The organism is bacterium (assembly GCA_021371935.1).
Taxonomy (GTDB): Bacteria; Armatimonadota; UBA5829; order UBA5829; family UBA5829; genus UBA5829.
On the sequence record JAJFVF010000014.1, the window covers coordinates 52,434 to 78,719 of the forward strand.

7 protein-coding genes are annotated in these 26,286 nt (G+C 42.8%); 3 read left to right on the forward strand and 4 right to left on the reverse strand.

What is annotated here, in order from left to right; genetic code table 11:
- Positions 1 to 31: 31 nt before the first annotated feature.
- The 3 genes from LLG46_12140 to LLG46_12150 all read right to left on the reverse strand — a co-directional run bounded on the left by LLG46_12140 (position 32) and on the right by LLG46_12150 (position 15,335).
- Entirely contained in the window at positions 32 to 421 is a 390-nt protein-coding gene (locus LLG46_12140; protein ID MCE5324049.1) for a hypothetical protein, read from the reverse strand.
- 606 nt (positions 422 to 1,027) lie between these two features.
- Positions 1,028 to 14,512, reverse strand: a complete 13,485-nt coding sequence (locus LLG46_12145; GenBank protein ID MCE5324050.1) for a right-handed parallel beta-helix repeat-containing protein — start codon at positions 14,510 to 14,512, stop codon at positions 1,028 to 1,030.
- 13 nt (positions 14,513 to 14,525) lie between these two features.
- Positions 14,526 to 15,335 (reverse strand): hypothetical protein, encoded by an 810-nt coding sequence (locus tag LLG46_12150; protein MCE5324051.1) that lies wholly within the window; start codon positions 15,333 to 15,335, stop codon positions 14,526 to 14,528.
- 904 nt (positions 15,336 to 16,239) lie between these two features.
- Here LLG46_12150 and LLG46_12155 point away from each other — a divergent pair.
- From LLG46_12155 to LLG46_12165, 3 genes are all read left to right on the forward strand, one after another.
- Entirely contained in the window at positions 16,240 to 20,952 is a 4,713-nt protein-coding gene (locus LLG46_12155; protein ID MCE5324052.1) for a hypothetical protein, read from the forward strand.
- Between the two features lie 688 nt (positions 20,953 to 21,640).
- Positions 21,641 to 24,664 carry a hypothetical protein gene (locus tag LLG46_12160; protein MCE5324053.1) on the forward strand — a complete coding sequence of 1,008 codons (3,024 nt, stop codon included), beginning with the start codon at positions 21,641 to 21,643 and terminating at the stop codon, positions 24,662 to 24,664.
- Positions 24,665 to 24,696: 32 nt separating this feature from the next.
- On the forward strand, positions 24,697 to 25,728 hold the full coding sequence (locus tag LLG46_12165) for a hypothetical protein (GenBank protein MCE5324054.1): 1,032 nt from the start codon (positions 24,697 to 24,699) through the stop codon (positions 25,726 to 25,728).
- A gap of 144 nt (positions 25,729 to 25,872) precedes the next feature.
- Here LLG46_12165 and LLG46_12170 read toward each other — a convergent pair.
- On the reverse strand, positions 25,873 to 26,286 hold a 414-nt coding region (locus LLG46_12170; GenBank protein ID MCE5324055.1), incomplete at its 5' end, for an ATP-binding protein.

Consider the following 26,286-nt stretch of genomic DNA (forward strand, 5'->3'; position numbering starts at 1 on the left):
AAGTGGTATAGTTATGCCGCTCATGCATGGTCTAGTTGAGGCGGCTATTGACATGTGTTGCTTTTAGGTGGGAATCTTCGTCAGATGATTTCAATATATCAGCCAGAACCGGCAGAGTAGCTGGACTAACAAGTTGAATTAAGTACCCACACATTTTTTGATCTGAATCATCCCCAGTATTTAATACTGCATTTCGGATATCATTTTCAGTTTTTGCCGATAGAATACCATTGCTTTCAATTTGCTTCAGTCCTATTTCGATCTGCCTGTTTATCGATTCAGGGACAGCACAGAGATATATCTGGGTGAATGTAGAAGTAGATGTTTTAGATTCAGTAATTGGTTCGTTGGCCTGTTGGGCACAAAAACCTGTATTAGCCAAGATAAGCAGTGTAAAAACCATAATAGAGTAAAGCTTCATTTTCTCCTCCATATAACGTGGGATATGACACAACTGTAAATATAAATCAGCATTCTTTAATTATCGAACCTCACCATGAATAGCTTGTTAACTTTAGCCTTAAGCTAGTGCGCTGACTTTATAAGCTTTATTGCCTATTACTATGTGTATTCTTGGCTGTTGTCTTAGTACGTCGAGTGCTAAATTGCTACTGATGCTCATTTGGAAATAGCATTCGGTTACAAGTCAGCCATTTTTAGCTGATCGAGCCAATCGCTCCTACGTTCTTTCTCAAAATAAGCGTCATTCAATTTCCAGATTGCCTGTAAGGTTCTTCGAGCTTCCGGTGAAGATATGTCCGGCACATACAGATCCTCATCCAACCCAAACATGCTTGTGATTCGGGATCAGCATGACTATGTTGGTAGTATCGGCTAAACTCGTTGTCATTAACCTTTGTCCGCACGGGAATTATCATGTAGCCGGTAGCAACTTTCTCCGCTCTGCATATTGGACAAGCACAATAGTTTTCTTGCGTTATAAGGCCAATCGGCTGCATACACAAACAGAAACCAAGTGACTATGAGTGCTACCACAGTAATTGCAATTTTAAGTTCTTGTTATGATCTATAGATCATCCGGACTAATTCTAACTTGATTTAAATGATAACGGCATAATTCATCCTCTGTTGCATTAACTGTGGGAAAAGGTGGATTGCCAGTATTCATGGGGCATATACCGCCTATCCAAGATTTGTATCGGCCACCCGTAGGATGCTTTTCATCGCATTTGTCTGTGTCAAACTGATGGACAAGTTCGTGACACAAAGTCATTCCTATATACTTTTGAATTTGGGGGTCTTGAAGATCAGCGTTAGCACCTATTTTACCTACACAAACATAAGACCAATTTGCAGATGCCTCAGACAGGCCATCAACATTTTTATTCTCGTATTGGACATTGTTTACTGCCATAACATGAACAACATTCGATTGTCCTTCTTGGTCGAAGTAAGTATCGTTATAAGCATCTAAGTCACTATCTAATAAAATATTTCGATACGGAATCACTCTCCGCTGGTTAGCTGACGTGGGAACAAGAGTGAAATTGACGAAGCATCCGCCATCAGAAGTTCTGACAATGCTATCTGTCCATTCATCTCTGCCATACTTGCCGTACATATTATCCAGCCAATCGAAGTTTAATGGAAACTGCTTACCTCTAAGTTGTACCACAGCATGTCGAGATTTTAGATAGGAAAACTGAAGAGGGCTATCCAGAACCAAGGTGGTAGTCATGGTTTGATAATCCTTAACAACATCTAAAACGTACTTGTTTTCTCCACCCACATTGAGATCGTCTCGTAAGTTGATACTATCCGTAATATTGAATGGAGAATTTGTATAGTCAATATCCACAGTGTTGCCACCAGTAAGAGCATCGTTTATTTCGGATCCGATACACATTCTATCAACTTCAAGATATTCTCTTTTCCAAGCTACAAAAATCGGCGATTTTGCAATCAGTCTTTTTCTCATTGTAGTCATATCGATTCTATAGTTATTGCCAGCAAACTGATTTGTTATCGTTAGCTTGATTTTAACAGATGTTACACCACTGGGGGGAGTGTAGTATATAACTCTTCCATGGTGACTGTGATGACTGGTGTCGCCAACCACGTCTATCTGACCGTAATCTGGAGATGACGCAGGTTGTATGATAGAATGTTCAGGCACCTTGTTATCTCCACCACATGGTATCCCACCGGGATGCCGAGCATACGGTGATTCATCTGCTGGATCTCGGACAATGAAGCGAACTGCCTTACCTGGAGTTAGATTCTTAAAGGTCCACTCTACTTGCCCATCTGCTTTTTGGTGATAACTGAATGGATAATACGGTTTACTGTCAACTGCACTATTGGTAGATATCATGACAGGTAAAGCGTCCCATGAGAATGTTGTTGACGTACCATTGGTAGAAAATGATTGTAGAAGAGCATCTTCCTCAGCCTCACTGTTGTCCATCGCTGGATCATAAGGATCCAGTTGTATGGTATCGCTTTCTCCAGTCAGACCTGAGTCATCATCCGAATTAGAAAGAAATCCCTGCAGATCTGTAAGGAGCTTATAATACTCACCATGAACGTGAGATATCTCCTCACCTTCCTCGTCATATTCTACTTGATCTGGCGTATTTTCAATAGCACCGTTTACTGCCAATGGAGCATATAGTGTTTCCCACGGAAAGCCACTGCTCCATGAGGTGCCTATATATACTTTACATCCCGAGCTTTGAAGAATCGATATAACTTCGGCTTGTGAAGAACAACCTCCAGCTTCAAAACACTTATCAAAATAACCAGCTGTGTAAGGAGGGAAATTCTCCAAACCGGGTGATCTCCAGAATGCATTTGCAAAAGTGAATACGTGGATGTATTTTCTGTCCGCGGTTGTAGAGAACAATTCATTAGCAGCTTCCAGACCCTCGATTGCATCCCAACCATCACTATTCTTATCACACAAGGTGCATGCTTGATTGTCATCACATTCTCCTAATAACCACTGCCATATATCTTCATTGTTTTCTACAACATCCCTAGGAGTTAAAACGTGTGTACACCTCTTGTCATCAAACACCACTGCACCATATTTTATAGCTACATTTTTCTCTATTGATAATTCAGCCAACGCCGTAATGAACAGGCCTGAATGCTCTGCCATTGTATCGCTAGACCAAGGATTACATTCTATTAGAGAAATAACTTCGATTGCCTGCATAAATTTCACAGAAGCTTCTTGTTCAAACCATCCATAGCCTGGCTGCTGTTCTCTTGCAAGCACAGTTACCCATCCGCTTTCAGTTCCAGTCACGGATATTGATGCGTTTCCATCGGCATCGGTGGTCTGAGTTGTCACCGAGTCATCACCACCAAACACTTCGAACACTACATCTCGCCCTGCGATGGGCTTTCCACAGAAATCCTTAACATTGGCGGTAAATATGACCGTCGATCCAAGTGGTGCATTGTCTCCATCTACATCAGTGACTAGTGTGAGAACATCTGGACGAGTATCTACTATAAATGGGGCCCATGTGGGGAGACTTACAGTACTGTCAGTATAAATAGCCTTAACAGAGAAGAAATAGCATTTAAAATCTTCAAGGTCAAGGTCAGTTACCAAAACCTGATTTTCTGTTGTCGGCGTCCATTCGACAACATCACTTCCCTCTGGAGTAGTTCCGATGGCATACTGATAGGATTGAATACCGCTTCCAAAGGTCCATGATGCGCTTACTTGGTCATACCTCGTACAACGTATGGAGAGATTAAGAGTAGGCCTCTCATTACCGGTTTCTCCATACGACTCATCTGCTCCTATATCTACTCGGATTCCTTCTTGCCGAGCCTGCCCGTCAATATCTACATCACCCGAATTTATTACATCATTCTTACCTGCATTGCGGCATGGGGAAGTTGCGCTGATGTGCCCCCAGTCTGTTATCTGAGGCTCTTCAGATATATTGCCATTCACTCCTGTCCTATCGGGCATGTTTTCATAATCTGCCTCGCCGTTGGAAAAGACATTGTTATTGTAATATCTAGAATTATAGTCATCTCCCCCCCAGTATCTAGCACCCGAAGAATTAAACGCCACTATATTGTTTACTATCATTTGACCACTGTCAATTCCACCGGCTTCGCCTTGAGAATAATTGGCTATAATTGTATTGTTGTATATATTTCCTCCACCACTAATTCCACCACCTGACTCATTTGCAGAGTTGCCAGCAATCACATTTCCTATAACGTCTGCTCCGGAAGCAAAAATACCGCCTCCCCAGCGTTCCGCAGTGTTGCCTACAATCAGATTATGCGTGATCTGCCCATCATATGCGTAATCACTGCATATACCACCACCAGACGAATATGTGCTTACATTACCAATGATCGTGTTATTCTCTATATGAACAGAACAACACTTGGTATATATTCCCCCGCCATATTCGGCATTACAGGAATGTATATAGTTGTTTGCAATAGTGCTTGAGCTGGCTAAACACAATACTCCACCACCATGTGTATATCCATAATTAAGGTAGTCGTAGTCATCACCAACACCGTTGCAGATAGTGAATCCGTCAATACAACTGCAATAATGACCAGCCTTTTTGAATACCACTACAGAACCCAATCCTTGGCCGTCGAGAATCGTTTCATGCTCCGTCCAATTGCGTTCCGACAGGCTAGTTTCATTGCCTGCAAAACCGCCATAAACATGCACGAAAGGATAGATTTCTATACATTCTTGGTATGTTCCGGCGGCAACCCAAACTTCGCCCCCTAATATTTTTACCGTATCAATTGCTGCTTGAACAGTTCGCATTGGGAAATCCCACGATAAACCATCATTTAAGTCATCGCCGGTAGCTGAAACGCGGATTATTGTTGGAGGGCCTGTTGAAATTGATTCATCATAGCTTTCGTCAGCGCCTATATCAACAGCCGTCCCTTCTTTTCTAGATTGTCCATCATAATCTAGCCAATCGTCGTCGATGATTGAATTATCACCAGCATTACGACAGGGTGAATTGGGCTGGATGTGCACTTGACCATATTGCCAATTTCCAAGTAGTGGATTGGAGTCAATATTGCCATTTGTATTTATTGGGTCTTCAGGCCAATAAAGAAATTGATAGGTATTGCCATGTATGCAATTATTCTTGAGGTTATTGTTAATTTGTGCCGATGAGTTTTTAATCCCGTACTTATTATATGCGACAATATTGTTTGCAATGTCACGAGTATAATCAGAATCACCTGCAGAAATTCCTGGACCCTCATTTCCAACAATTGTATTATTGCAAACTGCCTCATTACCCGTCGTTAATATCCCGCAACCCACATTAGCAAGCACTATGTTATTTTTCACCACTGAGTCTGTAGAATCTGAATATACTTGAATCCCGTGATAAAGAGGATCATCCCACCAAGGATAAAATTTTCCATTCGCTCTGACAAGATTACCTTCTAATGTCGCAGTTCCCGTTGCTACTATACCTGAACAGCCATTCTCATAGACTTGGTTTTTCGATATTATGCTACTTCCATCATAGACAGCGATGCCATTTGAACTGTTGCGGTAGACCTGGTTATTTGAAATCAGACCACAACCTAACTTACACCATATAGCTGCATAATCTGCATTACCGCTACAATCAGATACCACATTGTTACATATTGACTGTATATATCCCCTGCATCCAATTCCACTGCCGTGGTTTCCATAATTATATAAATAATCACTTGTACCGTGCAGAATAGTAAATCCATCAATCACTCGAACTAGTAAGCCTGCTTCCACAATGACAACGTTTCTAAGATTTTGGCCATCAATTATTGTTTTATTAGTTATATAGTCTCTATCAGAAAGGTCTGTTTCAGTTCCATCAAAACCTCCGTACAGAGATGTGCCTTGTCGCATAACGACATTTTCGTTATAAGTTCCTGCTGCAACCCAAACATCAGATGAATTCTCTGCAGCTCTGTCAATCCCTTTTTGTATTGTCCTAACTGCAGTACTCCAACTCAGGCCATCATTCTCATCATTACCACTTGGATTTACATGAATAATATCATATGGACCTGTCGGCCATGTTTCCGAATATGACTCATCAGCACCTATATCTACATGTGTGCCCTCTTGTCTATCTTGCCCATCCATGTCGTATAAACCTAATATACAGCTATCATCACCGGCATTTCTGCACAATGAATCCGGCTGTATATGGAAATTACAGTAGTTTTTGTCTGCAAAAAGTGGATCTTCATATATATTATTAAAACTGGCATCGGGCACTGGCAAACCATCAAAATCGAGGTCACTGTTTTGATAAAAACAGTTATTCTTGATTGTGTATGTGGTATTACTGTATTCGCGAGTTATACCGGAAGAGTTATACGCAATAATGTTGTTCGCAATTTTAGCGCCAGAAGCGTTCGAGTCACCAAAACATATCGCGCCTCCCCCATAAGATGCTTGGTTACCTACTATTGTATTATTGTAAATCTTTAAGGAATCACCTGTACCGAAGGTTATGTTAGAAAAATAGTTGTGAATAGCTCCTCCGAGAGAAGCGCTATTTCCAATTATGAGATTATTTGCAACTAAACCCTGACATCCAGTAAGACGAATTCCACCACCATATCCATAGCTCATCAATCTGTTATTAGATATCTGATTGTTTAGAATCTTTACCTCGGCACAATTGCAATAGATGCCACCACCACCATTATCACCAACATTAGAATCAATAACGTTGTTAGTAATAGTCATAGAACATTTTGTTGATATGCCACCACCTAAATAATCACTATTATTACTAGACAACCCATTTTTTATGGTAAATCCATCAATCCGGCTCATGAAATATCCAGCAAATTCAGCTTTTAAGACTTTGTACAAGCCTTGTCCATTCAACACAGTGCGATTTAATTTCCAGTTTCTATCTGAACAATCAGTTTCGGTGCCCGCAAATCCTCCAAATAAATGAGCAAATATCTTAAGATCAATAGTCGGTTCTGTATATTCACCAGTCTTAACCCAAACATCTCCTCCGACCAACGAAGCAGCATCAATGCCTGCTTGTACTGATGCCTTTGCTGTTTGCCAGGTAAGCCCATCATTTTCATCGTCACCAGCCGCACTTACGTGTATTACTGTATAAGGCCCTACCGGCCAAGCCTCATCATATGATTCGTCTGCTCCAATATCCACATGTGATCCAGTCTTTCTTTCTTGTCCATCAATATCAGTTAGATCTGCAAGAACATACAAATCATTACCTGCGTCACGACATTGTGAATCAGGACATATATGGAAGTTACCGTATGCTGTATCAATTAATTGTGGATCGACATTTATATCTGAAGCATGCCCATTAACCCTGTAGTATTCTGAGAAAACGGAATCACCATTGTACACGCAGTTATTACTAAGAGTTGGAGAACAACTATAATTACTGTATATTTCGTCCCATCCATTATTAGCTATTATATTATTTGCAATAGTCGATTGTACGCCTGCTTCATACATACGGATACCATTCTTTTCATTGCGAACAATTGAGTTATTGTAAAGCAGAGCTGGAGACCCCAAATAGATACCAGAACCACAATTTGCAGTAATCACATTGGATATAATCTTAGCTGGTTCACTTGAAGTAGTATCTGTTATCCATAAAGCATTATCTGAATTTGCAATTAGTCTGTTATTGGCAATCGTTGCTGTTGACTCATTCAATTCAATCGCACAATTGCAACGAGTTATCGTATTTCCGACAAATACCATATCACTTTCATAGCATTGCAAACCAACTGGATAATCGCAAACATAGCAATTAGTAATTATGACATCACCTGTTACATATAGACCTACCTGGCTACTTGCCGTCCTACCATTACAAATAATACGAAAGCCATCTATGCTAGGCTTATTTGTATAACCTGTACAACTGAAACTAGCACTAACTCCATTGGTGGATTCCACTGTTGTATGATTGAGTGAAAGATTTCTCTGCTCAATGCTAGTCTCCGTGCCTGAAAAACCACCATAGACATAAGCATAAGGCGACAAAACAATATATTCGTTATATGTTCCCTTTGCAACCCATACATCTGCACCTATAACAGATGCTGTATCAATACCCTCTTGTACGGTGAGTTTTGCGTTATCCCATGAAAGACCATCATTTGAGTTATTTCCGGATTTACTGACGTATATGATTCGACTTGGACTTATAGTGTACACTTCTCCATAGGATTCATCTGCACCGATGTCTACATGTGTACCCTCTTTCCTCGATTGCCCATCAATGTCTAGCCAAGTCTCAGAAATGTAGATATCGTCTCCGGCATTTCTACAAGGAGATTCTTGGTTGATATGGAGATCTCCATACTCAATATTTATAAATTGTGGATTGACAGATATATCTGTAGTGATGTCTGTACCCGATGGCAAATTTTCATAATTGTGGGTAGTATTCCCGCTGACGCAATTACAAGAAATAGTAGGAATACTTGCTCCTGATGAGCCACATATCCCTATATTGTTCTTCGATATTATGTTATTTGCAATAGTAAGAACTCCAGTTCCTCCAAATGAAATACCTTCCTTGCCTCCAACAATTGTATTATTGATTATAGAACAGGTCGCTTCTGATGTTGATGAAGTCCAACTTACACTTCCGCTTATTCTATTGTTACGGACGATGTTCTGACCGCTACTTATACCAATATGACCCCCGATAACTTGATTGTACTCAATAAGCAACTGACTCGAATAGGAATTGATCCAGGCTCTTAATATGGTATTATTGCGCATAGTGATTTGCCCACCACTAATAGTATATGACAGACCAATGATCCGGTTTTCTTCCATTATAAGAGTACTTGAAGTTATGGATGTCTGGTTATGTAGTAAATTATCAGTAAAATTACCAGAGCAAGATGTAAGTGACATCCCACAATTGATAAGATTGCCATTGATATCAACAGTACAATCTCTTAAGCTCAGATTACTATAATAAGTAGATGTGCTAAATGTATTTTTGGAGATTACTATAGATCCAGTCGAGCAGAAAATATCCCCACCTACACTGGCCGTATTGCTTCTAAACGTATTATTTTTGACTGTGGGGGAACTATTACATACATAAATACCGCCACCATATCTCTGGGTAGTTCCACCGCCATGAATATTACCAGTATCAAGATATCCGCTTCCATTAATGATTGAGAAACCGCATATTGTAGGTTGATTCGAACTAATATTAGTACATGTAACTACTGCACCGCCTGATTGCCCATCAATTACGGACTCATCAAATGACGCATTTGCTTGATCCTTGAGCCATTCTTTTCCACAAAAACCGCCGTAAAGATTTACTCCGGACTTGAGCGTTATCCGTTCACTGTATGTACCTTCAGCAACCCAAATTTCTTTACCACTGGTAGCTTGCTGTAATGCATATGTTATGGTTGCATATGCGCTATCCCAACTCGATCCTGTGTTGCTGTCGTTACCGTCTGGGCTAGGTTTAACATAAATTACGTTAGTCGGAGTAGGTGATGTTTTTATAACAAGATTCTTGTTTGCCCCAAGCGAGTTTTCTTTCCCAGGATTAGGCAGTAACAATACAGCATCATTACCCACTGTATCTTTTATCGTGCCACCATTAAGTATCAGTGCATCAGAATCGGAATAATCTAGATCGAGAGAATCATTACCTGATGCCACTGTATAAGTAAATACAAGGGTGTCGGTATTGTCACCACCTGTACAATTTATCAATGTGCTTGCAGTTGGGCTTGTTGCTAATCTAAGTTGTGGAGTTCCCGTAATGCGTACAGCTTCACTGAACTTGACTTGAATATCGATAACCGTTCCCTGATCATATGGATTTGCTACTGTGTTATCTTCTTTCTCGCTTGTAACTAAGGTAACAGTTGGTTGAATATTATCAATTGTTTCGTGTTCATAAGCGCCAATATCAAATTCCGCGACACCATCATTGTTTCCGTCTATAGGACGAGTTGATCCTTCATAGTCTGAATCGGATGCATTTGTATCAATTCCAGTATCAATACATGGCGAGTTTGGCTGAAGGTGATAATCACTTGCAGATCGATCAACAAATAGCGGGTCGCCTGATATGTTTCCATTTGAGCCAATTATATCTTGTGCATTGAAACCATATATGCAGTTGTTGTAATAAGGGTCACCATCTGAATTCACACCCGTGGTATTGCCCCAGTTCGCAATAATATTGTTTTTTGCTACCGCACTAGAGCTACAACTAACCCATGTGTTGATAATGGTATTGCTTAATATTATGGCACCGGCATTACCAGAAATTCCAACACTTAATGATTCTTCGTTCGGGGTGTTTGCTATGATTATATTATCATGCAGGGTCGCTGCAGCCATGATATATAATGAACTGTCATGGAATGAACTATCATTTTCGAACTTGTTATGTGATATTTCAGAGGGAGCGTTGCAATATAAGAATCCTCCCAATTGATCACCACCATGCCGAATGGTAAAACCATCGATAACCGTTCCGGCAGATGAAGTTGCAATCGTAATAGCCCCTTGCGATCCTTCTGAATCAATGATCGTTTTGTTTTCAATCCATTGTCCTTCCTCACGAGTTATTTCCTGACCACAGAAACCACCATATATCGCAACAGGATTAAGTAAAGCTATTCTCTCATATGTCCCTGCCGCAACCCAGATCTCGTCACCTATTAAGGATTCATCGATACCACTCTGAATCGTCTGTTTAGGATGATCCCATGTAAAACCATCGTTTTCGTCATTACCCGTCTGTCCATTGACGTGAATAATCTTTTGTCCTGTTCGGTAGACAACTCGATTGTCGTTACTCGTCGAAGCGGCATTACCATTATTGTGACTGTCAACAGCACAGTTTGCAGGAATGTCCACAATAACTGTTCCATCTCCGATCATTCCACTTACGGCTATATTAAACGTCATGTGATCACCGGAGTCTGATACATCCGGTATAGTTGCACCAGCTGTGCCACTGAGCAAGACATCGCTGTATGCAAATCCGATTACAGGCTCGCTGAAAATGACAGTGAAGTTAATGGGAGAAGCATCTGTAGGGTCAGACTGATCGGCAGCCTGTTCGATTGTTACGGTCGGGGCTGTCGTGTCATTAATGTCCGCAGGTATGATTAAAGCAAGATTGCTTTTATATGTATAGAACCAGTAACCTTGGTTAGATATTAAAAACCTGCTGTCAGCAAGATCATCATATGCTACAGATGTTCCGCTTTGATTTATAGCGTCAAGGCCATCGAATTGAGATACGCACCATCCAGCTTCTACTGCCTCACCCCAGGTTTTTAGAGTCGTTCCATCCGTCAGGTATATTAAGTCACCTGTGTAGTTTCCGCTGTCTACTGGGACATTATGGTTGAACGGTGTTCCAACAAAATGCCAGCCACCGGATTCTGAACCGGACTGACTGCCTGGCAAAGAAATTACCGCATCTGTCTTGTCATATTCACATGGCAATCCATCTGCGAAGCCTTCATAACTAACGGTGCGATCATTATCGACATACCACTCATATCCTTTACCAAGAACAATGTTTCCAAAAGATGCCCCAGCGGGTTCTTCAAAATCATTCCAATATACGTTTTGCTGTGTTTGAGAATCCCACCAATCTATGACATTATGTAAAGCATCCGAACTAACAGATAGAACACTTAATGGGTCAGGATTGAATGGAGCAAGCGGGGCTGCGATATAATTAAATCCTGCATATATTGGAATATTAACCTCATGTCCTACGTCAATGGTTTGAATATCGTCCTGATCGCGTACTCTTATCAAACGTCGAAAGTTGGTATCGTCTACACAACAAGAACTAATTCCAGTGACCATTACATTTTCATTGAGCGCGGGAGCTGTTATGTCGGAACTGATGGCCACTCTGACTTGCTCAGGCGATCCGTCGCTTATTTTGAACCAGGCTGGCGGAACTGCGGTGTCTATTTCTTTGACATTGCCACAAGTTCTAATAAGTAAACCGATGTTGTTCCAACCAATAGCGTCTGTTATGCCTTCCTGGCCGCCAAAATATCCACCACCAATGGTCTCATTGTTCATTGCCAGTGGTTTTACTTCGTTTGATGATTTTACTGTTATTGTATTGGCATATATATAACGCTCACCGCTATCAGTCCCAACAAGGCCTGATATTTCAACTTCCACGTTGGGAGTCATGAAATCGGGCTCACTGACTACTTTGATACCACACGTACGATCTTTCGATTCTACATAAAAGAAATCGGGAAATATTGCAGTAACAACCACGTCGGGTAATCTGACAACAGTTCCATCAGCTGCCAATTTCGCTCTGTATATTTCACCAACAACCTCATCAGCACCTATATCTACTGATGCTCCTTGAACACGTAATTCACCGTCCATATCAATGCTAGGTAGTCCTAAGGCATCATCGTATCCTGCGTCTATACAGCCAGAAGTCGGCTGCAGATGATAATTACCGCCGCCGACAAACTGAGGCGATACGTTTATATCGGAAGTATGTGGTAGAGACGAGTCATCCGGATAGTAGGGAGTAGAATTTCCATTGACATTGTTATTGAAAAGCGATAAAGAATAACCATTATACTGATTGTATATCCCATAACCGCTGTTATTCGCGATAATATTATTAGATATATATGCTGGTGCCATAGAGGCATAAATGCCGGATGCTGAATTGGATACTATTGTATTATTTGTGATGTACAAACCTGCGGAGTTGGTACTAATAGCATATGATATGCGTATTCCACTTCCGTCTGTATTTGATGCTATTATGTTGTTTACAATAATTGGTTGAGAGTTTCCAGCCTGTATGCCATCACCTGAGTTGTTTCTTATAATATTGGATGCAATATACGGGAAACAACCATAGTAGCAATTGATTCCATCTCCAGTGTTGTATTCGATGATATTATTTAATATGTCAATGTCGGCACTATAGATATATATCCCACCACCACCGGAATAATTACCATTGGTTATAGTAAATCCATCAATACCGCTTACAAAGCGCCCAACCGATTTTGCTGTTACAACCCGTGTGGTACCTGATCCATATATAGTTGTCGGGTAATCGTTCCAATTTCTTGTAAAACCGGATCCTTGAAAACCACCATAGAGATGTGCGTAAGCTTGTAGGGATATGTCCTCATTATAAGTTCCCTCTTTAACCCATACATCACCGCCGTAAGTTGCAGCTTTATTGATAGCGCTTTGTATAGTCTGCAGAGGATGATCCCACGACAAACCGTCGTTGTCGTCATCGCCATATATTCCGTCTACCTTTATTACAACAAACGGTCCGGTTTGGATATGGTCGTCTGAATGATACTCATCGGCACCTATATCGATAATGCCGTTTGCTCTTGCCTCGCCGTCTGCATCGCAAGATGAACTGTTTACCGTGTTATCGCCGGCATTTTTACATGGCGAACTGTTCAATATGTGCGGATTACCGTAATCTATGTCTACGATTTTTGGGTTATAATCGTTTATAAGATCATGCGTGCCTGCCGGGTATCCGTCTGAATAGTGGTATGCAGGATTATCATAGAGGCAATTGTAATCCAAAATAGGTGAACATGCATCTATTTTTACACCTGATGAATTGAATGCAATTATGTTATTCTTCACCACAGGCGACCCATAGATGTATACTCCCCCGCCCCTAAGGGAGGAGTTCGATATGATTGTGTTGTTTACAATCGTAGAATCACCGCTGCATGCAATGCCTCCACCAAAACTGGCTCCACTATTTCCAGTAACGAAATTATCGCTGATGAGATTGCCATTGTAGCAGCGAATTCCACAGCCATTACCACTTATGTTGTTATTCTTTATCGTGGCGGAAGCATAAGTGCCACAATTTATTCCATTACCACCATTATTCCTTATGGTGTTGAACTGGATAACAGGGCTTCCACTGGAAGTATAGATTGCACAAACTCTATTAAATATAATCCGATTGTGGCTGATGGTAGGTGAGGACGAAGCGCAGTTTATAACGGAAACCATTGCAGTCCTGCCGGTGATAGTAAAGCCGTCGAATACAGTGTCTTGCGTTATTCCAGTGGGAGCATAGACAGCACCGTCACCCGTATTATTGATAATTGTTGTTTCATAGTCAACATCAGGGGACGGTGGACAATCAGGCCGAGAAATAGGACCAGTCTCAGTGCCTGCAAACCCCCCGTAAACGCTGACTCCCTCCACCAGCGTTACCTGTTCTTCGTAGACGCCGGAAAATGTCCCGTTTTTACCTCTTACTCTTACTTCATCATCACTTGTTTCAACAGCTCGGGATATACCAGCTGATATTGTTTTCATTGCAGAAGTCCAGGAAGTTCCGGTGTTGGTATCTAGTCCATTCTCGCCATCAACATATATGACGGCCACAGCGCTTGTCAGAGCCATCAAGCTCATAATTACAATCAGAATGAACAGTGTCGTTATTCGTCTCATCTCTGCCACCCTTCTACCTAAGTAGCGTCAATACGGATTTGGTGTCAAAACCATAAGTGTTATTAAGATCAAGTAAGGAAGTAACATTGGTTTGAGCTATCCAATAGGATTGGAGAAGTTTATCTGTATCTGGGTCAGCAGGTATTGAATCCACAACTCTGTTTGCAAATATTGAGAGGCTCAATGCAACATGTCCAGTGACGCTTTTCCCAGTGTCAGAGACTACGATATCGACAGTATCGCCTTTTTTCACTAGGACTGAAGGTTGATAACTTATTTCTGGATTTGCTCCAAATCTGCCGGACTTATTGCGGCTGATTCCCGCAAATCCACACATTGCCGTTTGGGAGAGACGATTTCCGCGCTGCAGGATTTCAATATTAGTGGGAGCACCGTTTTTAGACTTTGCTCCTATACCAATTCTCATATTTAGTGAGGCAGTAACTGGCGATGTCCACCTCAGCACGGCTTTACATCCGAACAATCCCGGATGAAGACATATCTGGCCCGGCTCCCAAGAGACGCCATGTTTTACTACTGTCTTATCTGAAATGTTTATCGTAATATTGCCGCTGGAATCCGGATCATCATTCATACACCAGCCTATGATTCCATCGCCTAAATCAAATGTTGAGTCATACGGAACGAATTGATTTTCTTTGTCCAGGCAACCATAAACCCAAGCACCATTAGGATTTTTATCGAGTGCGAACTCGGATTGGTTATCCCATGTGGATTTAGATTGCGCATAAACTGAAATAGCAGTTGTGGCAATGATGATAACAGAATTGATTATTACGAACAATCGCTTGGGACAATGCATCGGTAGAACCTCCATTTGTTGATTGCTGAGTTCTTAAATGTATTCTATAAGTAACTTGCTGTTTCTTTATGCAGAGCTTGTTTAATACGAAGTCTCTTCGGCATAACTGGTACAATGTCCTGCAAAATATTTCTCTTAAGTCAAGATATTATTGAGATTAGTTAGCTCGATTTTAGAGAAAACTATATGATATTTTCTCACTCTATCACCATGCGCTTGCTGCATAAATCCGATGTTCAAAACGACAAAATCTCCTGCATTTGGATAACCGAGGTTTGTTACAGAGGAAATCATTCTATTCTCTTGTGAAAACGCTGAAACCAGAATCTGGATCCGAATGAAGATTGCCAGAAACATCCAAAAGGCAATATCTTTCATGTCACCGAACAAACATGCTTTGTGTAGGGATACAAAACAGGATTTCTTTTGGTTGGTCGCTATGGGCTTCGGTCATACCTGCGTTGCCATTCTGCCATGCCAGACTGTACGCTCAAAAGCCTGTTCAAAGGCTTATCCTGCGTCACGTTACCAATGTTCATATCCTGTGCCTTAAAATTTTCATCTTCTTGGTTGTCTTGCAGACATAAATATCCATTAACTTGATCTGATTATCCCGCAAGAGACGATATATTAGTATGGGTCACTATGTCGTAAAGAGTAGTGCGTCATAGTTTAGCAATTGTGTGGTAATGAAAAGGTTGAGCACCGGCGGGCGCGTTAAGTGTCGTAAAATCGAACATAGTGCATATATAGTGACAACAAGGTGTGCTAAATAATGGGATTACGCATACGTTGTCTGGTTGCCGTTCCTGGTTGAGTTAAATATCATTAAAATAAAATGCAAATATATGTGTGTGGGCGCTATAATAAAGAAGCTCAACAATAATAGGAGAAGATGGTCGATATGAAACCGGTAACAACTTTTTTGCATGCAATTCTGTTGGTTGGTCTAGTATGTATGCTATGTGCAATTCCTGTACACGCCGATATACATTATGTTATGGAAGGAGGCACAGGCAGCGGCAGTAGTTTGCTTGGTTGGCATTATGCCGCTGGGTCAATACAGACTGTTATAAACTATGCTTCAAGCGGAGACGAGATATGGGTGGCAGCAGGGACTTATACAGAAAATCTTACTGTTCCAGCTGGTATTATGATATTTGGTGGTTTCTCGGGCGATGAGAGCGCACGCGACGATAGGAACTGGAAAACAAGCGTTACCACCATAACTGGCGGAGCAATTTCCGTGACAGGTTCAAGCAGTGCAATGTCTGCAATTGACGGTTTCAAGTTCACAGACTGCAGTTCATTCTCATTTAGCGGTAATGTAGTATTTTCTCACAATATTGTTCCAGGCAATATTCCTCAAAACTATGTTGATCCTCTAGTCATTTGCTCTGGGTCAGTTACACTTGTTAACAATATCATATGTGGAGCCTCTCATCCTCATAGCGATGAGGCACCAATGATATACTGTGTATCCAATCAGGGCGAACCGAGCTTTACAAATAATATCATAATCAACAATGCTGGAGAATGCGCAGTTGCTATAGATTGTTCGTCCTGCACTGGAGCAGTGCATATATCAAATAACATTGTACACGGCGGCATCGGTATATCAGGCGGTTCCTATGCAGTACTTACCAACAATTGTGTATACGGCTGTGCATGCGGTGAATATACGGCCATTCCGCTAAACTGGACTCCACCGGCCACGGAAATCAATTCCGATCCTTTGTTTGTAGATGCTTCAAATGACGATTATCACCTCCAGTCTTCTTCTCCATGCGCAAATGCGGGTGATGATGATGAGATTAACAGCGCGAGTATTCCCGACTTTGCGAAGTCCAAGGATTTGGACTGCAAACCTAGGATAACAGGTGAGAATGTAGAGGTTGGAGCCTACGAGTTCGCTGTTATCTATGTCAAGACTGACGGTGACGACGAGGACGACGGCTTAAGCTGGGATACAGCAAAAGATACACTTGACGGAGCGCTCGATATCGCGCAAAGCGGTGACGAGGTCTGGGTAGCTGCAGGGACAAGCTACTCTATATCTACATCAGTTCCCGACGGTGTGAGTATATATGGTGGTTTTGCGGGGACAGAGAGCAGCCGTGATGCCAGAGACTGGGTTACGAATCTCACAGTGATATCTGGTGGAACGGTCGGTGCGACTGCGACAAACGCTGCGATTACGATTGACGGCTTCAAATTCACGGGCACTTACTATTTTTCATTTGTTGGTGATGTGACATTTTCCCACAACGTTCTTGCAGGCTGCTATATCCATCAATACGATGATACACTGATCCTATGTGATGGTTCGGTTACGATAGCAAATAATCTTATTTACGGTACGACGGTTCATGGCGAAGGCATGCGTATAATTATGGCTTATGATGATCCGGTCATAACGAATAATACGATAGTTGGCAACAATTCGACGACGGGGACTGTGGGGATTTTCTGCAATAACTCCGGTGCACAAATATGTAACAATATCATTGCTTTCAACTCAAGTGCCGGAGGTGGCGGATGCGGTATAGAATGTTATTATGAAGAGGAGGGTCCGTACCCAACTCTGTCACACAACTGCATCTATGACAATGACTATTGGGACTACATGGGGATAGACTCTGGGTGGATTACAGGAGATATCAATGTAAATCCATTGCTTGTTGGCGGTGGTGACTATCATCTACAGTCCACCTCACCATGTATCAACAGTGGCTCGAATACTGCTTCAGGACTACCTAGCGTTGATATTGACAACGATACACGTGTGCTATACGGCACTGTTGATATCGGTGCTGATGAGTATGTAGGCCTGATACATGATGCGAAGTCAGCGCCGGATGGTGCGTACGTAAGCTTGAACAATGCAGTTGTGACTGCAATATTCCCCGACTATTTCTATATTGAAGCTGAGAATCGCACGTCCGGCATCAAAGTCGTAACTGAGCCTGCTTTCACTACAGTCGATGTGAACGTGACTGTCTTTGGAACTATTGAAACTGATGGCGGCGAGCGCTATATAAATGCCGATTCGGTCGTTACAAACTGTGCGCAAGAGCTGACACCACTTGCCATGAATAATGAAACAATCGGTGGCGGAGCATACAGCGGGCAGGCTGGCATCACAGGCGCAGTTGGCTGGAACAATATTGGGCTGTTGATCAGAACATGCGGAACTGTCACAGATGTTGATTCGTCCAGCCCTCCGACATGGTTTGAGATATGTGATGGATCACCGGAAGAGGTGAAAGTTACTATAGGTTCAGGTATGACAGCCCCATCTTTGAATGAACATGTGATGGTTACAGGAATTAGTTCATGCGAGGTCGAAGATACCACTCTCTGCCGTTTGATAAGATCCCGAAGTCAGGCCGATATACAGATTGTGGACGTGGGTCACACTGTAAGTTTTCCTGTATACGCAGGCTACAATTACATTTCAGCGCCGCTTGCACCGTTCAGCCCCGATCCGATGGATCTATTTACTGCATCTTCAGAGGATTTGGATACTAGACTGTTTCTGTGGGATTCGTCAACGCAGCTGTACATATACTGGGATATGTGGGAGGAGCCGGCTGGATCATCCTTTGGCAATATTGTGCTTGGTAAAGGCTATGAATGGTATGTCGATAATGATCGCACAGTCAGTTACACTGGTTTTGCTGACGGATTGCCTAGCGGTTATGACAAGACGGATATGGTGATTTCTTTACCGGGAAGTCAGTCTAGTTCGGTCGACGGCGGATGGCACTGGATTGGTGTGCCGTTCAATCATGATATTCCAGTGGATAGCGGTAGTTATATCGGCGATTTGATCTTTCTTACCGATGGAACTACCTTAAAGACATGGGGAGAAGCTGTGAATGCCGGATGGTGTGAATCCATGTTCCATGGTTTTGATCCTATAAACCAAGGTGGAACGACTGTTGCATACAATGAATTTGGTGATGGCACATGGCTCATAGCCAACCAATGTTATGAGTTCTGTACCTTTATGGATGGCCTTGCCTTGATAATACCTGCAAGCGCTTATGATACAGTTGCCCCGAATGTCACGGTCGAACAGGCTGCCGATCAGTCTGATCCGACAGACACTTCTCCTATTAACTTTACAGTCCTCTTCAGCGAGCCGGTCACCGGATTCGATGGTAGTGATGTTGTGCTTGGTGGCACAGCTTGCCCGACAACTGCGGTTGTAACCGACTCAGGTGATCATATGGCATATAGTGTCGCAGTGAGTGGGATGAGCATTGATGGAATCGTGAGTATTACTGTGCCTGCAGACAGCGCTGCCGATTCGAGTAACAACAGCAATACTGCTTCAACAAGCGTGGATAATCAAGTTATTTATCGAAGCGGACAGAAAGTGATACATGTAAATTGGCAGACGGGCAATGACAGCAACGACGGGTTTACCTGGGAGCATCCCAAACTTACAATTCAGGGAGCTATCGATGCGGCACTGACTGGTGACGAAGTGTGGGTTGCAGCAGGTACATATGAGAGAATAGCTTTGCTTAATCCTGTTGCGGTATATGGTGGTTTCTGTGGTCAGGAAATAACTCGTGAGGAAAGACAATGGATTGAAAACGAAACGATCATTGATTCAGAAGGATCGCAGGTGGCTATTGGGATTGGAACTTCATATGCCGGAACGGTTATCGATGGTTTTATAGTTCGGCATGGTGGTAATCAAGTGGGAGGATTCTTATATTGCAGCGCTCCCTCTGAAATATCACATAACAAGTTCGAAAATGATAGTTCATTTTACAACTACTCATTCTATATCATGGCTGCTGCGACCATGCATGATAATTTAATCATAGCAAACACACCGAACGAAGAATCATTAAGTGTTGGAGTTTCTGGTAATGCAGGTGCCATAATATTAAACAATACCATCATTAATGCATGGGTTATTTGTGATTCAACTGCAGTGGCAAAAAACAATATTATTGCGAGCTGGGGCAGTACAAAGAGTGCGAGTATGTCTGGTGCTCCATATTACAACAACTGCATCTATAGTTTCGATGCACCAAATATTATCGGTGTGAATGGAAACATCTCGGGCGATCCGCTATTTGTTGATCGCTCGGCAGGCGACTATAGTCTTCAGTCGAACTCACCGTGTATTGATGCTGGGACGGACAGTATTGATTGTGGTGAAACTGATGCATTTGGCAATATACGCAAAGTTGATGTTCTTGGTGTCGGTAATGAGGAAACCAATTTTATTGATATTGGCGCATACGAATTACCTGACCCATCGTCACCGACTACGGTTATTGTTACCGCTCCTATAGGGATCACGACTGACTTCGCCCCAATGGTTACGTGGCAGGCCAGTGGTTCGTTCACGCATTACCAAGTATATGTAGAAAACATTTCCAACCCTCTCGACTATTGGAACTCGGGTTGTGTTGTTAGTAGTAACAGCGAAACAAGAATCGTCCGGCTTCTTACTAATGGGGCAACGTACACAGTCAAGGTGCGCGTTTACGACTCAAGTGGATGGGGAGCTTGGAGCAATACGGCAGAATTCAACATTCTATTTACGGATGTGCCGCTTCCGGATAGCGTTCCATACTGCTCCGGGTAACGCTGATGCTGAGTAACCTATGTTATGTGAATTGCTCAATGATGTCAATGTTATAACCGGTGCCGGAGCTATTGCAGTTTGGTTACACCTGTTCTAGCCATCTATAAGAGATAGGTAAAGTGCGATACAGGGTTGGAGCCAATCTGTTCAGTTTGCAGTAGCTTTTGCTGAGCCACAATTGCAGTTGAGGATTTATTCAATTGCTGAATATGGTTGATTGAAAGCAGAGCATCTTGTAATTGAAATAGAGCAAAAATGTGTATTGTTTGAGGGTGATACAATGTGCAAAAAAACATTTGGTTTGATAATTGTGTGCTGGGCAGCATTAACAGTGTTGCAACAGTGCTGGTCTAGTTCAGAGGTTGTACCGGTTTCTGGGTCAAAACCGTTTGGTGCGCCCTTGTCATTTCAAGCAATTACGAGCGTAATTACCTGGGATTCGTCGGACTGTCGACTTAGTATTGAGAAATCTGAACTATTACCGTATGATGATGGATTGGCTTGTCACATATATGATGTAACGACTGTTGAGACTTGGTTAGGGGGTTGTACCAGTTATTCTACTTCAGATACTCTAAATGCCTGTGCTGCATATGGTGAATATATTATTATATCAAGCTGCACACCATATGATAATGAAGAGGCAGTTTTAATTATTAGAGAAGATAGCGGAGAAGTGGTTGCAACAATGCCAGTAAGTTATCAGACAACAATTATTGGAGGAGACTTGTACTATACTTATACTGTCACATGGTATCCACCTGTGTCAACACCTGTGGGAGCATATAAAGAAGGCTTCCTATATTCTGATGGTCATATCGGATACACGAGTGGTTTCATTAATGTTATCCCAGCAGTATACAATGTCTACACGGATGCGCCCTGCTATTCTGGCGCAGAAAGCGAAAGCACGACCACAATTCATTATACGCTAAGTTCGGCAGTCGACAGTTGTACTGTGAGTGTTGCTGGCAGGTCAATAATAGGCAGTACTGCTGCCGGAGAAAACACTGTCACATGGGATGGCAAAGACTCGTCTGGTGAATATGTCGATGCAGGGAACTATCCGATCACAATAACAACTTCTCCGACTGCCGGCCAGCGTCTGCAAATCAGTAACCTATCGACCAGCCTCACTTATACGCTAGGTTCTTCAACTCCTCTTGAAATATCGTTTGATGTGAGTGAGCCTGTCAGAAGATCGTATGCAACTGAAGCCTACCTGACCTCAGTCATTTATGATTCTGCAGGAAACACTGTAAAAGTTCTCGCCAACAGCACTACCACTGACAAACTTAATAATCTGGCCGACAAGACTGATGGACAAAACTCACTATCCTGGGACGGCACCGACGACTATGGCGATCCAGTTGATTCAGGAACATATACTATGACGCTTGTTGCGAAGGATAATGCAGGTGTAGGAAGTGAATCTGACTGTATTACCGCCACAATCGATGTTGTTGATGAGGATACTCAATCAGATCAACCGACTCTTGAATGGCCTTCGGGAGAATACGGAGGCGATGATGACGGTACAGTTAGCGGTTATACTGACTCAGGCCAGCCAGTCTACTACTCATATGATGGTGTAACTTGGGAGTCGGTGACACCCGATTCTGAGACCGGTGCATTTTCTATCACATTGGATCAGACTCCTGGTCCTCAAACAATAATCCTTCGTACCAGCAGCGCGAGTTTGCCTAATGAAGCAACAGTAACCCGGTCTTATTTCGTGAACAGTTTCGATATCACAAGCCCGGTAGAGGATTCAAGGTTTGATCCACAGACTTCGGGCAACATCAGTTTGCAATTTACATCTGATTACACAGATTCAGTCAACATTTATGTCCAAGACTACTATGACCAGGAGACCTGCATCAGCAGTCAGGATCCAAGGCCGGCTACCGATATGCTGAATGGGAACACAGGCATTGAGACAGTACGTCATATAACTGCAAGTGACTCACCGATGTCGGTTGTGGCTGGCTCTAGCTCCGTGTCCTGGGATGGCAAGGACGATAGTGGTCAGTTTGTTCCTCCGGGCTTGTACAGCATTGTTATCGAACGAGCGAATGCAGATGGCCTGCTTGATCTTTCTGTCGAGAAACAGGTTATTATCGAGCATCCTGCAGATGCGCCGCAGATTACCTCTGTAGACAGTTCTACACAAGAAGTCCATCCGCGCGTGTTGTGGGTAACCGATGTGCCTACGACCGGGTATCTGGTTTATAGCTCGGATGAAACGATGGGCAAGGTTGCGATGTCAGATGGTGTGTCGACAATACATCAGGTCGATATTCCAGCGGCTTCGCCAAATACTATTTACGACTACTATATAATTGCTACTAATCCTGTAACCGGCGCAACTGCAATTTCGTCGAAGGAAACATTGACCACAAGAGATGGAGTGGCTGTTGGTAACATCAGCTATTGCATAAATTCGTCTACATCAGTCGATATTACGTATAGCTCGCAAGATGTCTCTGAATCCGATCCTGATACACTTGTTGACGTGCCGGTAGTGTCGGCTATAAAATATGCCGAGGTCGGCCCGAGCATCTCGACACTTGATTGGCATACATTAGAAAATGATACTCCAAGTGGCGAATATACATTCAATCTGACTGATCTTACGCCGAACGCAGAGTATGTCTATATGATTGTGGCTGCGTCAGATTCGACTTGGAGTGACAGTACGGCTTCTCAATACATGTGGTTTACAACCAAGACTGCTCCGGCTTCTATTGACATTACTAACCTCACAGACGGTGCATCGGTTAGTTCTATCTCAGACATAGTCGTCAGCGCAAGCGATACAGCGCATAGGTTTTCCGCTCATGGAATAACCACTGTCGAGCTTTATGTAGATGATCAATTGGTGGATAGTTACGATGAAGTTGCTGGCGGCGACTACATAGACTATACGTTTCATGCAGGTTCATTGAACCTTGGAAATGGGGTACATCAGATTGAGGCCGTTGCTTATGATGATTTCTGGAATGATACACACAAGCATATTCGGATTGCGCTTGACTCAGAAAGTTTAATGCAGACACAATCGGCTATGAGTACGCAGAGCAGCGAGCCGATTGTGACAATAGTGGAATGCCCCAGACAGGCACGGGTGGTGTCTGAACGTGCTAAGTTGGCTTATCGCGCGGGGCCGCGGAAATACTGGGATGGAGGAAATGGCAGCCGAGGCTACCTGTATTTAACTGTATATACCGCTGATGGCAAATGTGAGCGATTTCATTGGGATGCAAGTAGCGGCTGTTACTGGGATATTACTGCAAAGAACAAGAATGGTGAATATGTAGGTGCTCTGCCTCCTGGTTTGTGGAGGACTGGACGAACATCACGTGTCGGTGGAAAAGTGGAGGGCGTACCGTCTCGAGGTGATGGTCTTGATTATATGTATCGACCCTGGATCATCCATATCAGTGGAGCCAAAGTCAAAGGTTGGCCTGCAGGACGTCAGCGAGAGGCTTTCCACATCCACGGCATTTGGGACCCTGCACACGGAGGGCAAATCATAAATGGGGAAAAGCATTATACCTCTTCGTATGGATGTATCATACTTAACAGAGCCAATATCGTGGATCTGAAGAATAAGTGGGAAACATACGTACTTCATGGCGCGGAACATGGAAAAGCTTCGGTTGGTATTCCCTGTAAAGTGGAGCGGTTCAACAAAAAAATCGCGCCCTGATGACGTAATTCATATTCAAAATGGAGCTAGAAATGATACTCAATGGAAGAGTTGTTCTATCAGTGCTTCTATTATTGATAGCTATGTTCACTATAGGTTGCGCAAGGCAGCATGCAGTTCCGAAAAGCGATACCTGGAGTATGCCAAAAGGATATGGTGTAGGATCTGTAGCATGGTCACCGAAGGGTGACAAGATCGCATTTAGTGCCGCTAGATGGAAAGATGATATGGATCCTAGCAAAGGAGGTCTCAGCCGAAACAGTATATGGTTACTATCTTTGTCCAATACCCAGGGAACCAACCTCAAGCAACTGGTGACACTAAAGCACAAGGCTAATGGTGAAGGTATTGCAACAACACTGTTTTGGCTGGACGACAACAGAATTGGTTGGGCTACCCAAGATGGAATCCATTATACATTCATGCAGATGGAATTGGATGAAAAAAAGCCCAGACGACTTACCGATCAGAATTTCAGTGGTGACCCAAGCTCTGATAGAATTGGAGGTAGTGCTCCAGGTGATGTTTATTATGATTCCGATTCTCGCACATTACTATTTAGTGGTAGCTTGGCACCTTCAGGCGTATTCGTTAGAATGCTTCCCCTTTCTACTAAGAAAGTCCGCAATCTGTCTGTGCCATTTCCGAATGAAAAGCTGGTAAATCCATGGATGGATGTTGTGACCATTTGCGGTTCACTACAAAATCCGCAAAAGCCAACTTTTTATATAGCTGCGTCTGTGCTAGATGACACATATGAATGTGGTGGTTCTTATCTTTGGCTCAGCAATTCATATTCTCTGAAGCAAGATAAAATTATTACCAGAGATGGTGCAATGTGGCCTAGAACATCGCCTGACAGTAAGTTGCTTGCCTGTGTTCAAGGTGGCAAGTTGGTTTTGTATGATTTAGCATCTGACAAGCATAAAGTACTCGTGAAGTTTTCTGGAGCAGACAGTCCTGCTGCCGGTTGGTGCTCCTATTCCTGGTCACCTGATGGCAAAATGATCGCTTACGCAGATGGATCGAGAATCAAGATTGTGGATATGCCTTCAAAGCTATAAACGTAGAGTTTACTGGACACATGACACTAAATTACCAACATTCGGAAATTGCTCTTGTTTTTTGCTAATGGTCATTTAGCTATCGAGCTATTTCTACTTTAAGAAATATTATCTCCTAACACCTGAACTGCGGAATCGCGTAGCTCAGTTCCAATACTTCCTATCCAAACTCCTATACTGCACAGCCTCAGCAATATGCTCGACCCGGATGTCATCGGAGCAGGCGAGGTCGGCTATGGTGCGGGAGAGTTTGAGGATTCGGTCATATGCGCGAGCCGAAAGGTGAAGCTGTTCTATAGCTTGTTTAAGCATGTTTTCAGCATCTTGATTGAGTTTGCAGTGCTGCTTCATGTGCCGTGGGGTCATATGGGCATTGCAGAATATTTTGGTGCCTGCAAACCGCCTGTTTTGTATTATACGAGACGCCTTAACCCTGGCACGTATGCTTGCGGATGGTTCGCCAGGAGCTTTGCTTATCAGTTCGTTCTGCTTCAGGCGTGGAACCTCGACGTGGATATCGATTCTGTCGAGCATTGGACCGGAGATTCGCTGAAGATA